11 protein-coding genes and 3 pseudogenes are annotated in these 11,529 nt (G+C 70.8%); 9 read left to right on the top strand and 5 right to left on the bottom strand.

What is annotated here, in order from left to right; translation table 11 throughout:
- A pseudogene (locus tag Mterra_RS14260) lies at positions 1-259 on the top strand (carbohydrate ABC transporter permease); the annotation flags it as partial.
- A 132-nt stretch (positions 260-391) separates the two neighbouring features.
- The gene (locus tag Mterra_RS14255) at positions 392-1,597 is read left to right on the top strand and encodes an ABC transporter substrate-binding protein (RefSeq protein WP_119315784.1); all 1,206 of its coding nucleotides are present in this window, start codon (positions 392-394) and stop codon (positions 1,595-1,597) included.
- Between the two features lie 230 nt (positions 1,598-1,827).
- Here the strand turns inward: Mterra_RS14255 and Mterra_RS14250 are convergent, their stop codons facing one another.
- Positions 1,828-2,592 carry an SDR family NAD(P)-dependent oxidoreductase gene (locus Mterra_RS14250; RefSeq protein WP_119315783.1) on the bottom strand — a complete coding sequence of 255 codons (765 nt, stop codon included), beginning with the start codon at positions 2,590-2,592 and terminating at the stop codon, positions 1,828-1,830.
- A 98-nt stretch (positions 2,593-2,690) separates the two neighbouring features.
- On the opposite strand from Mterra_RS14250, the gene Mterra_RS14245 reads away from it, so the two are divergent.
- From Mterra_RS14245 to Mterra_RS14235, 3 genes are read left to right on the top strand one after another with little or no spacing between them, the layout of a single operon-like run.
- Positions 2,691-3,716, top strand: a complete 1,026-nt coding sequence (locus Mterra_RS14245) for a hypothetical protein (protein ID WP_147372805.1) — start codon at positions 2,691-2,693, stop codon at positions 3,714-3,716.
- 5 nt (positions 3,717-3,721) lie between these two features.
- Positions 3,722-4,162 (top strand): helix-turn-helix domain-containing protein, encoded by a 441-nt coding sequence (locus Mterra_RS14240; RefSeq protein WP_119315781.1) that lies wholly within the window; start codon positions 3,722-3,724, stop codon positions 4,160-4,162.
- A 30-nt stretch (positions 4,163-4,192) separates the two neighbouring features.
- Entirely contained in the window at positions 4,193-4,609 is a 417-nt protein-coding gene (locus tag Mterra_RS14235; protein WP_119315780.1) for a VOC family protein, read from the top strand.
- Between the two features lie 195 nt (positions 4,610-4,804).
- On the opposite strand, the pseudogene Mterra_RS22870 reads toward Mterra_RS14235, so the two are convergent.
- Positions 4,805-5,824 (bottom strand): annotated as a pseudogene (locus tag Mterra_RS22870) (Ig-like domain-containing protein); the annotation flags it as partial.
- Positions 5,825-5,892: 68 nt separating this feature from the next.
- On the opposite strand from Mterra_RS22870, the pseudogene Mterra_RS14225 reads away from it, so the two are divergent.
- Positions 5,893-6,540 (top strand): annotated as a pseudogene (locus tag Mterra_RS14225) (PIG-L deacetylase family protein); the annotation flags it as partial.
- A gap of 167 nt (positions 6,541-6,707) precedes the next feature.
- On the opposite strand, the gene Mterra_RS14220 reads toward Mterra_RS14225, so the two are convergent.
- Genes Mterra_RS14220 through Mterra_RS14210 form a run of 3 tightly spaced genes read right to left on the bottom strand, consistent with a single transcriptional unit; the run spans position 6,708 to position 8,993 of the window.
- A complete protein-coding gene (locus tag Mterra_RS14220) occupies positions 6,708-7,199 on the bottom strand; it encodes a nucleotidyltransferase domain-containing protein (RefSeq protein ID WP_119315777.1) in 492 nt (163 codons plus the stop codon).
- On the bottom strand, positions 7,196-8,272 hold the full coding sequence (locus Mterra_RS14215; RefSeq protein ID WP_119315776.1) for an enolase C-terminal domain-like protein: 1,077 nt from the start codon (positions 8,270-8,272) through the stop codon (positions 7,196-7,198). Before Mterra_RS14215 ends, Mterra_RS14220 begins: the two co-directional genes overlap by 4 nt.
- Positions 8,259-8,993, bottom strand: coding sequence for a DEAD/DEAH box helicase family protein (locus Mterra_RS14210; RefSeq protein WP_119315775.1), 735 nt, complete (start codon positions 8,991-8,993; stop codon positions 8,259-8,261). Before Mterra_RS14210 ends, Mterra_RS14215 begins: the two co-directional genes overlap by 14 nt.
- 116 nt (positions 8,994-9,109) lie before the next feature.
- Here Mterra_RS14210 and Mterra_RS14205 point away from each other — a divergent pair, with 116 nt between their 5' ends.
- The 3 genes from Mterra_RS14205 to Mterra_RS14190 form a co-directional block, all read left to right on the top strand.
- Positions 9,110-9,628: a bioflim formation protein gene (locus tag Mterra_RS14205; RefSeq protein WP_170159676.1), complete on the top strand. Its 519-nt coding sequence runs from the start codon at positions 9,110-9,112 to the stop codon at positions 9,626-9,628.
- A gap of 47 nt (positions 9,629-9,675) precedes the next feature.
- Positions 9,676-10,521, top strand: a complete 846-nt coding sequence (locus Mterra_RS14200) for a carbohydrate ABC transporter permease (protein WP_119315774.1) — start codon at positions 9,676-9,678, stop codon at positions 10,519-10,521.
- Between the two features lie 354 nt (positions 10,522-10,875).
- On the top strand, positions 10,876-11,529 hold a 654-nt coding region (locus tag Mterra_RS14190; protein ID WP_147372803.1), incomplete at its 3' end, for a carbohydrate ABC transporter permease.

The following is an 11,529-nucleotide window of genomic DNA, read 5'->3' as shown; positions in this document are numbered from 1 at the left end:
GCTGCGGCCGCAGCTCATCGCCGCCGGGGTGCTGAGCTTCGCCGCGCACTGGAACCTGGTGCTCTACCCGCGCATCGTGGCCGGGGACGAGCGGCTCAAGACCGTGCAGACCTGGATCACCGACCTCCAGCGGCAGAACCCGGCCGACTGGGGCCCGCTCTCGGCGGCGGCCCTGGCGGCGACGCTGCCGCTGATCGTCATCTACCTGGTCTACGAGCGGCGCATCGTCGAGACCTTCGAGGAGGGCCTCAAGGGTTAAGACGCGCCCCGGGCCCTGGGGGGCGCTTCGCGGCGGAGGGGCCCGGGGGTTTGGCATTAAGCCCAAAGTTTTAATCCGCCGGCGTGGCAGACTACGGCAGACCGGGCCGGTTGCCCGGGACGTGGAGGCTAGATGCACCGTGTTTTGACGCTGTTTATGCTCCTGCTGGGCCTGTCGGCGATGGCCCAGCGCCCTACCGAGATCGTCTTCTGGCACACCTCGGGGCCGCCCGCCCAGGACCTGTTCGAGGGCTTCATCAAGGAGTTCAACGCCCAGCAGAAGGACTACAAGATCACCTACCGCTTCGTGGGCGACTACCGCGAGGGCGGGATCAAGCTCCTGGCCGCGCTGCGCTCGGGCGGGGCCCCCCACCTCTTCCACGGGGAGATCTCCTTCCTGGGCCGCGTGGTTCAGGAGGGGCTGGGCGTGCCCCTCGACGCCCACCTCGCCGGCATCCCCAACGACTTCTTCCCGGGCTTCCTCGAGACCGGCAAGGTGAAAGGCCAGACCTACGGCCTGCCCATCGGCCTTTCGGTGCCGGTGTTCTTCTACAACGCCGACCAGTTCGCCGCCAAGGGCCTCAAGGCCCCCTCGAGCTGGGAGGACGTCGCCAACGCGGCCCAGAAGCTCACCAGCCGCGCCGCCAAGGGCTACATCGTCTCCTCCGACATCTACAGCTTCAACGTGCTGGTCATGAGCCGCGGCGGCAGCCTGGTGGGCAAGGACGGCAAGCCCAACTTCACCGACGCCCGGGTGGTGGAGTCGCTGGAGTACCTGCAGGAGATGGTCAAGAAAGGCTCCGCGCAGAGCCGCAACATCGCCGAGGCCCAGTTCTCGGTGGCCGACTTCCTGCGCACCAAGGCCTTCATGGGCGTGGCCCCCATCACCGCCTGGCCCCTCATCGAAGACCGCGCCCCCATCCCCTTCAAGCTCGGCGTCACCGCCATCCCGCGCACCAACGGGGGCAAGGTGCCCCTGGCCGGGGGCGCGCTGATCCCGCTCAAGGGCGTGAGCCCCGAGCAGGTCAAGGGCGTCGTGGCCTTCTGGAAGTACCTGATGGAGCCCGCCAACATCGCCAAGTGGGTCAAGACCACCTACTACCTGCCCATGCGCCGCGCCGCCCAGCCCCTGCTGGAGGACTGGTACAAGGCCGACCCCCGCCGCCGCGTGGCCTTCGCCCAGGTCGAGGAGGCCGACATCTGGCTGCAAGACCCCGAGTTCGTGCTGTGGTACGGCTTCCTCGAGGAAGCCCTCGAGCGCGCCCTCAAGGGCGGGACCAGCGCCAAGGCGGCGCTCGAGGAGGCGCAGCGCAAGGCGCTCCAGGTGGAGCGGAAGTAGGCGGGTAGCTGAACGCGAGACGCATGTCCTACGTCCTACGTCGTACGTCGTACGCTTTGGCCCTCGACCCTTGACGAGCCACGGGCCACGAGCTGAAGCTGAGGGCTTACCTGCTCCCCGCCCCTTATACCCGGTTTGGGAGGCTATCCACCCCGGCCGAAGGGAGTGCCCTGGGCTTCACAAAGATGTACCTCATGACGGATTTGAAGCGTATCTTTGTGAAGCCGGTATTATACCGGCCTCCCCGCCATCATGAAGCTCGCCGTCATGCCGCCGTCTACGGGGAGGACGGCGCCGGTGATGAAGCTCGCGGCCTCGGAGGCCAGGAAGAGCACGGCCTGTGCGACCTCCTCGGGCTTGCCCAGGCGGCGCAGGGCGTGGAGGTCTTCCCAGTCGCGGCGGGTCTGTTCGGGGTTTTCGGAGAGGTCGATGGCCTCGAGCACGCCCTCGGTGGCGATGGCGCCGGGGGCGACCGCGTTGACCCGGATGCCCAGGGGGGCGAGGTCGAGGGCCAGCGAGCGGGTGAGGTTGACCAGACCGCCCTTGGAGGCGTTGTAGGCGGCGTTGTTCTGCTCGGCGAAGAGGCCCTGCACGCTGGCGACGTTGACGATGGCGCCCCCGGCGTTCTTGCTCATCTCGCGGGCGGCCAGCGCCGAGAGGTGCATGGGGGCGGTGAGGTTGACGTCGAGGACCTTCTGCCAGTCCTCGAGCGCCACCCGCAGGGCCGAGCCGGGGGCCGAGATGGCCGCGTTGTTGACGAGCACGTTGACCGCGCCCCACTGGCGCAGGGCCTCGTGGACCAGGCGCTCGCGGTCGTGGGACCGGGCGATGTCGGCGTGGACGAAGAGGGCGCCCATCCCGCGCGCCACCTCCGCGCCTTCGGGGCGCACGTCGCACAGCACCACCATGGCCTCCTGGGCGGCGAAGGCCGCGGCGATGGCCCGGCCGATGCCCCGGGCCGCCCCCGTGACGAGCACCACCTTGCCCTGGAACATGCGCCGAGTCTAACTCGAGCCGCCCGCTTTATCGCCCGGCCCCGGGCTGCTACCCTAAGGCTCGGCACCGCCTCGAGCACCCCTCCAAAGGAGGTCGCATGAACGCATCGGTACCGGCAATCCCCCAGCGCATCGGCGGCCGGGCGCTGGACTGGACGATGGCCCTGCTCGCGCTCTTTTTCGTGGGGGGCCTCTACCTCGACGGCTGGGCCCACACCCACGGCCGGGTGGACGAGTCCTTCTTCACCCCCTGGCACGCCGTGCTCTACTCGGGCTTCGCGCTCAACTTCCTGGCCCTGGCGGGCGTGGCCTGGGTCAACCGCTCGAGGGGGGCCTCCTGGGCCGAGGCCCTGCCCGCGGGGTACGGGCTGGCGCTGGGCGGGCTGGGCCTGTGGTTCCTGGGCGGCCCAGGCGACCTCCTCTGGCACACGCTCTTCGGCATCGAGGAGAGCATCGACGCGCTCTACAGCCCCACCCACCTGCTGCTGGCGGCGGGGCTGGTGCTGGGCGCGAGCGGGGCCTACCGCGCGGCCTGGGCCCGCCGGGAGAGCCCGCGGAGCCTGGGCGAGCAATTGCCCATGCTGCTGTCGCTGGCGGCCACCCTGGCGGGCCTGACCTTCTTCCTCGAGTACACCCACCCGGTGGGCAACTTCTGGGGCCTGGGGCGCTTCCCCCAGGGCCAGGACACCCAGGCCTTCGGGATCATCGCCCTGCTGCTGATCAACAGCGTCCTGCTGGGCGCCCTGCTGCTTACCCTGCGCCGCTGGCGGCTGGCCCCGGGGGCCGTGGTGGTGGTGTTCGGCTTCAACGCGGTGGCGATCGGCTTCATGGCGCGGGAGTACCCCTACGGGCAGGTGGGGGCCTTCCTGGTGGCGGCGCTGCTCATCGAGGGGGTTTACCGCTGGCTCGAGCCCAGCCCCCGCCGGGTGGTGGCCCTGCGCCTGTTCGCCTTCCTGGCGCCGGCCCTCGTCACCTCGGCCCACTTCGCGGTGGGGCTGCTGGGGGCGGGCCTGAGCTGGTCGGTCCACCTCACCTGGGGCGCCGTCGTGCTCAGCGGGGCCGCCGGGCTGCTGCTGAGCCTGCTGGCGGTCCCGCCCGCCCTGCCCGAAGGGGCCGAGGCCTGAGCCCCATGTCCAACCTCCGCCGCCTGCTGCGGGCCCGCGACTTCCTGCGCGAGGCCTACCACCAGCCGCTGAACCTCCCCCGCATCGCCGCACAGGCCAACCTCTCGCCCCACCACTTCCTGCGGGCGTACAAGCGGGCCTTCCAGGAGACCCCGCACGACACCCTCACCCGGCTGCGCCTCGAGCGGGCCAAGACCCTGCTGCGCCAGGGCGAGCTGTCGGTGAGCGAGGTGTGCCTCGAGGTCGGCTTCGAGAGCCTTTCGACCTTCAGCGGCCTGTTCCTGCGCGAGGTGGGCCTGCCGCCCTCGCAGTACCGCAAGTACGCCACCTCCCAGGTCTACATCCCCCTGCTCTACCGCACCCTCTACGTGCCCGCGTGCTTCCTGCGCGTGTACGGCGGCCCGGGCGCGGAGCGCAATTTTGAAGAAGCGCCGCTCGAGCCCTAGCGTTATGCTCCAGGCAGAAAGGAGCGAGTTATGGTTACCCGTCAGAGCCACACCACCATCTACGTGCTCGACCAGGACAAGGCGCTGGAGTTCTACCAGGGCATCCTGGGCCTGGAGGTGCGCACCGACATGCGCATGGACAACGGCTTCCGCTGGCTTACCGTGGGGCCCAAGGCGCAGCCCGACCTCGAGATCGTGCTGATGCCGGTCAAGGCCGGCCAGGACATGGACGCCGAGACCGCCGAGCGCATCCGCGGGCTGCTGGAGAAGGGTGCGATGGGCGTGGGCGTCTTCGAGACCGACGACATCCACCGCGACTACGCCGAGTGGAGCGCGAAGGGCGTCCACTTCGTGTCCCCGCCCAAGGAGCAGTTCTACGGCGTCGAGGCGCTGGTGCGCGACAACTCGGGCAACTGGTTCAGCCTGACGCAGCGGAAGAAGGGATGAGGGTCGATAGCCGATAGCCGATAGCCGGATGCCGGTAGCTTCCTCAATCCAGCCCCTCTCCCAGCGGGAGAGGGCTTATTTGCGTTAGCGCCTTCGTAAAGGGGAGAGGGAGGGGCGGGTCTCGTGCTCGCTCCTAAAAAGTGCGTCTTGCGCTTCGCGTTCGGCGTTCGGCTGTCGGTGAACGCCGAACCAGCCTTACCGCATGAGCCAGTTCATCAGGGCGCTCAGCAGGCGGCTGCGCTGGTCGGAGGCGAGCGACTCGAGGCCGAAGGTCAGGTAGACCACCCGGCCCGAGCCGAAGGGGCTCAAGGTTCCGGCCGCGAATTCGCCGGCGGACTGGGCCAGCAAGCGGGGCTCGAGGCGGTCCTTGCCGTTCTTCTTGGCGCGTTTGCTCTTCTCGCGGGCCTCGCGGGGGTCGTCGGGGCGGGACTGGACCTGGGCGAGGCTGGCGCCCGGCTGCCACAGCAGGGCCGCTTCGGCCCCGCCCAGCGGGCGCACCGCCGAGGGGTAGTACTGGTTGCGCAGGCCGTCGCCGCTCATGAGGGTGTAGCCGCCCCCGCCCAGGCTGCCGGAGGCGCTGAGGCTGAGGGTGTCGGCGTTGTCGGCCTCGAGCTCGGCCCGCAGCACCTCGCGGTAGAAGGGGGTGTCGCCGATGTCGTAGCCCAGGTCCTGCCCGCTGAGGAGCACCCGGCCCCCGCCCTGGATGTAGCTGCGGAGGTTCTGCTGGTCGGCGGGGGTGAGGGTGTCGGCCCAGGCCTCGCCCAGGATCCACAGCACCAGCGGGTAGCGGCGCAGCCGCTCGAGGGAGAGCGGGCCCTGGGTGTGGACGGCGTGGGTGTCGAAGGCGATCTTCTGGGCCTTGAGCGTGGCCTCGACGGGCGTGGCGGCGTCGGGGGAGAGCCCCGCGTCGTCGTCAACGAGCAGGATGCGGCCGCTCGTGCCGCCGCCGGCGCTGCCGTAGTTGACGGTGACGGTGGCCGCGCCGCGCTGGCCGTCGGTGTCGTAGGCGAAGACCGTGATCGTGTTGGCCCCCGGCCTGAGGAAGCCCACGGTGCGGGCGAAGCGCACGCTGGGGCCGGGGTTGATGCCGATCTCCTCCTCCGGCTCGTCGTTGAGCTTGAAGGTGAGCCGGCGGATGCCGCGGTCGTCGCTGGCCTGGCCCTCCAGGCGCACCGTGTTGGTGCTGGCGGTCGCGCCGTTGGCGGGCTGGCTGAGGCTGACGCTGGGGGCGCCGCCGCCGGCTCACCTTCAAGCTCAACGACGAGCCGGAGGAGGAGAATCCGGGCCCGGAGGCCGTGGGCCGCGTGCGCGAGGCCGAGCTGCGGGCGGCGGCCGGGGTGCTGGGGGTGCGGGAGGTGGCCTTTTTGGGCTACCCCGACGGCGGGCTCGACCGGGCCGACCCTCGGGAGGCTACATGGCGGCTGGTGGGGCACTTGCGGCGGGCGCGGCCGGAGGTGGTGGTCACCTTCAGCCCCGACGGGCACACCGGCCACCCCGACCACGTCGCCGTCTCGCAGCTCACCTGCGGGGCGGTGGTCTGCGCGGCCGACTCGAGCTACCCCGACCCCCAGCCGCCCCACCGGGTGCACAAGCTGTACTACCTCGTTGACCCGCTCGAGCTCGTCGAGTGGGCCCGGCAGGCCCTGGGCGACGTCGGCATGACCGTGGACGGGGTTAAGCGGCCGCACACCGGCTGGGCCGACTGGGCCATCACCGCCCGCGTGGACGCCACCGCCTACTGGCGGGCTGCCTGGGAGGCCGTCCAGTGCCACCAAAGCCAGTCCCACACGCTCGCCCGCCTGCGGACGCTGGCGGAGGCGACCCACGAGCGGGTCTGGGGTTGGGGCCACTTCTACCGGGTGTTCAGCCTGGTCAACGGCGGGCGGGCCAAGGAGTCCGACCTGTTCGAGGGCCTGCGCGAGGCGCACTAGCGGAGCTGGGCCTCGGGCCGGAAGGCCGTCCAGGCGAACCAGAAGGGCACGTCGTGGGGGAGGGGGGTCGGGCGCCTCCCTTCACGCAGCCCCGGAGCAGGCTCGAGCCGGGAAGCCGGAAAACCCGTGGTCCCACGGCGACACCTCCTGCTGGCTTGATCGCCTCGCTATAGCGCGCTTCGCCGCCGTGCCGCCAGCGCCTCGAGCTGCGCCGCCCGCTCGAGCCGCCCCATCCGCCGGTAGGACTCGGCCTCGTAGGCCAGGTCGAGCACCGGCACGCGCATCCCGTCGAACTCGAGGAAGCGGCGGTGGCGCTGGAGGTCGGTGGGCTCCTCCCATGCCCCCGTGAGGGGGTCGCGCTTCTGCAGGTCGCCCATCACCTGCACCGCCACCCCGCCGAAGTCGAAGTCGCCGAAGTGCGAGCGTACCCGCTCCCCGGCGCGGTCGGTGCCCACCGGGTGCACCACGTGTTCCCGGAACAGCGCCTCGAAGCGGTAGGCCCCCGCGCGGTCGGTCTGGATGTCGATGTCGCGGGGGAGGGCCTCCAGGCCCTGCATGGCGAAGGCCAGGCTGCCGGTGAGGGCCCAGTCGAGGCCCTCGGCCTCCAGGCGCCGGTGGATGTGCCGGAAGACCTCGAGCAGCCGCGGCGGGAGGCTCACGCGGCGTACCTCTCGAAGGCTTCGGCGTCGAAGCGGCAGCCCTGGAGGTCTGCCCAGTGCAGCCAGCCGTCGCGGAAGGGGGGGAAGTGCAGGAAACCGCCCTCGGCCTTGAGGTGGAAGGCGAGCTCGCAGGGCTCGGTGACGGGCTCGAGGAAGGCCAGCAGGGCGGTCTGGTAGGTGCCGAAGCTCGACAGCGCCTGCGAGCCCACCATCACCCCCTTGCCCGCCTGCTGGGCCAGGCCCATCATGGCCAGGCTCTGGGTGTAGCCGGTGCGGGCGGGCTTGACGTTGAGGACGTCGAAGGTGTCCAGTTGCAGCTCGCGGCGCAGGTCGCGCGGGGTGAAGCAGGAGTCGTCGGCGATGAAGCGCAGCCAGCGCGTCTCGCGCAGGGCTTTGCGGGCTCTGACCTCCTCGACGGGCAGGGGCTCCTCCACGTACGAAAGCCCCGCCGCCGCCCAGGCCTTGAGGTAACGCTCGCCGCTCTCGGCGTCGAGGGTCTCGTTGGCGTCGGCGTAGAGGTCGGCGTCGGGGAAGCGCTCCTTGAGCAGCGCCAGGCGCCCCAGGTCGCCCTCGAGGTCGCGCCCGACCTTCACCTTGAACACCCGCACCCCTGCCGCGTAGGCCGCCTCGGCGTCGCGCAGCATCTCCTCGGCCCCGGCGATGCCCAGGATGTAGCTCACCCGCACCCGCGCGTGGTGGGGCTCGAGGGCCTGCCACAGCTCCTGCCCCTGCGAGCGGGCCCAGGCTTCCCACAGCGCGATGTCGAGGCCGCCCTTGGTGGTGGGGTGGCCGGGGAAGCTGCCCAACACCGCCTGCACGGCCTCGGCGTCCTCCGCCTCCAGCCCCAGCAGCCGCGGGGCGAGGTGCTCGAGCGCGGCCAGCACGGTGGCCTGGGTCTCGCCGTAGATGGTGGGGCGCGGGGGGACCTCGGCCCGCCCCACCGAGCCGTCGGAGAGGGTGACCTCGAGCAGCACGTGCTCCATGGCCCCCATCTCGCTGGCCTTGCCCCAGCGCAGCGCCCCGCGCAGCGGGATGCGGAAGGGCCGCGCCCGGATGGCGTCAATGCTGGGCATGCACCCCTCCCACGAAGGCCCGGATTCGCTCGGCCTCCTCCGCCACGCTCAGGGCCTCGGTGTCGAGGAAGAGGGCGCGGGGGTGGCCCCCCAGCAGGCGCCGCGGCCCCTCGGGGCTGTAATTCTGGCGCTCCTCCGCCACGATCTTGAGCTTGGCGAGCAGCTCCTGGGCCTCGAAGCCCCAGGACAGCGCCTCCTCGAGCTCCCCCTCCGACAGCACCCCCTGCGCCGTGGCGCGGATCGCCTCCTCGTCGGCCGCCTCGAGCCTCACCCGGTCGAAGCGGTCGCCGCGCCCCAGCAGCCGTGCCAGGCGGGTGAGGTCGCGGGCCTCGAGCACCACGAAGCGGGCGAGGGGGAGGTGCTCGAGGGCGTAGGCCACCTCCGCCTCCCCCCGCAGCCCGTCGAAGAGCAAGGGCCAGGCGGGCAGGGTGCGGGCCTGGCTGAGGGCCTGGGCCACCCCGCCGGGGTGGGTCTGGCGGAAGCGCCGGGTCAGGGCGAAGCGCTCGGCGCGGTCGAGGGCCTGGCCTTCGGCCCCGAACAGCGGCAGCACGTAGCGGTCCACCACCTCGCGGCGGTCGGGGAGGGTGGGGTAGGCGAGGGCCTCGAGCAGGCTGCTCTTGCCCACCCCGGTGAGGCCCACCAGGATCAGCAGGGGCAGCCCGGGGAGGGGTCTGGCCTCGGGGGGCGCGGCTTCGGCGGGGAGGAAGAGCGGGTGGCTCATCAGGCCATACCTTACCCCACGGTGCGGCTGACGAAGGGCGAAGCCGGTCTTGACCCCAGGCTACCGAAGCCCTCATGAACGCCCTGTTATGATGGCCTGAGTCTGGAGGTTTTAGGATGAAGCGAATTCTCCCAATCCTCACGCTGCTTCTCGGGCTGGCCTTCGCCCAGGTCCCGGCCTACCCCGAGAACACCGCCGGGCTGGGCTTCACGGTGGGTAAGAGCGTCACGGTGCAGGCGGGGGTCAGCCTGCCACTGCTGGGCTTCGACACCGGCCTCGACGTCGAGCTCAACCCCCTGGCGCCCGGCGGCTTCGAATTCTGGAGCCTCAGCCGCCTCAACCTGATCCCCGCGCTGGTGGTGGGCGACCTCTCGATGTCGGTAGGGGCCGGCATCGACGTGCGCTACGCGGCGAAGAACGGGGCGACCGCGCCCTCCTTCGGGGCGCACCTGGGGCCCACGGCCACCCTCGAGCTCCCCGGCAGCGCCCTCTCGGCCTACGTGGGGCTGGGCTTCCAGGACGGCTTCAGCCTCGCGTACGGGCTGGGCTTCCGCCTCTACCTCGACCCCCTGGCCCTCGAGCTCGCGCTCACCGACCGCTACTGGCTCAAGCTCTCTGCCCTCTACCTGTGGTAGGGCGCTAGCCGCAGCCCCCGGCCCCCGGCCCCGCCGCCCGAAGCTCCATGAGATCGCGCTTTAACCCGGCCCAGCTCTTCGCCCTGCCAGCGGCAGGGCTTTTGGTGTTGTTCCTGCTGTACCCCTTCCTCGACGTTCTGCGCTTCTCGACGTGGGAGTGGTCGGGGCTGTCGGAGCCGAAGCCGGTGGGGCTGCAGAACTACCGCAACATCCTCACCGACCCCGACTTCCACCGCAGCCTGGGGACTACCCTGGTGCTGGCCCTGATGACGCTGCCGCCCTTCATCGCCCTCTCGGTGCTGCTGGCGCTGGCGCTGGAGGGCCAGCGCTACGAGCGCGCGGTCAAGGCGCTGCTGTTCCTGCCGGGCCTGGTCACGCTGGGCGGGGCCTCGGTGGCGTGGTACACGCTGTTCTCGCCGGAGTACGGCGCCCTGGCGAGCCTGGTCCCCGTCCCGCGATGGGACCAGGAGGTGGTGTGGGCGCTGCTGCTGATCACGCTGTTCACCCTCTGGCGGCACATCGGCTACGGGGTGCTGGTGGTCTCGGCGCGGCTGAAGGGCATCCCCAAGACGCTGCTCGAGGCCGCCGCCGTGGACGGGGCTTCCCCCGCCGAGGCCTTCCGCTACATCACCCTGCCCCTGCTGCGCCCGGCCGTCACCTTTTTGGTCGTCATCGGCACCGTGCTCTCGCTGCAGTCGTACAGCGCGGTGTTCCTGCTCACCCGCGGCGGCCCCTTCGGCGGGACGCGGGTGCTGGGCTACTACCTCTACGAGACCGGCTTCGAGAACTTCCGCCTGGGCTACGCCGCCGCCGTGACGGTGGTGATCCTGCTGCTGACGCTGTTCTTCGCCCTGGCCCAGGCCCGGCTGCTGCGCGGGGGGGAGCATGAGTAGGGCCATGCGCAAGACGCAAGACGCGAGACGCCAAACACCAGTCGTACGTCCTGCGTCGTACGTCGTACGCCAGACGCCAAACGCCAAACGCCAAACGTCAAACGCCCTTTCTCTACCCCCCTTAGCAAGGGGGGCTGGGGGGATAGAACTCTCTCCCCGCAGGCGGGGAGGGTTGGAGTGGGGTGTTTCTCACCGCGAGCCACAAGCCACGAGCTACGAGCCTTCTGTCTTTGACCCTCGACCCTCGACGCCCCTGGCTATCGACGATCGACGTCTTCCGGCGTTCGGCGTTCGGCGTTCGGCGTTCGGCGTATTGCGTTTGGCCTTTGGCGTTTGGCGTTCTTGGAGGCCCGCGTGATCCGCCACCTCTTCGTCTTCACGGCGGCCTTCTTAGTGGGCCTGCCCTTCCTCTGGATGGCCTACGCGGCCTTCATCCCGCCCGAGCAGGTCTTCGCGGGGGAGTTCTTCGGGCTGCGCTTGAGCCTCGCCAACTTCGGGGTGCTGTCGGAGGGGGAGTTCTGGGAGGGTTTCTGGGGGCGGCTGCTGTTCTCGGTGCTGCTGTCGGGGGGTGCTACGCTGCTGCAGCTTCTCACCGGCTTCCTGGCGGCCTACGCCATCCGGGAGGGGGCGCGGCTGCTGCCCTTCTTCCTGGTGATGCTGGCGATCCCGGCCGAGCTGCTGCTGGTGCCGCTGTACGGGCTGTTGCAGCGGCTGGGCATCCTCGACACGGTGTGGGCGCTGGTGCTGCCCTTCGCGGCGAGCCCCTTCATCGTCTACCTGCTCTACCAGGGCATGCGGACGGTGCCGGTGGAGCTGCTCGAGGCCGCCCGGCTCGACGGGGCGGGCCACCGGGTGATCCTCACGCGCATCCTGCTGCCCCTGCTGCGGCCGCAGCTCATCGCCGCCGGGGTGCTGAGCTTCGCCGCGCACTGGAACCTGGTGCTCTACCCGCGCATCGTGGCCGGGGACGAGCGGCTCAAGACCGTGCAGACCTGGATCACCGACCTC

The organism is Calidithermus terrae (genome assembly GCF_003574345.1).
Lineage (GTDB): Bacteria > Deinococcota > Deinococci > Deinococcales > Thermaceae > Calidithermus > Calidithermus chliarophilus.
This window is presented reverse-complemented; position numbering and strand designations above follow the sequence as displayed.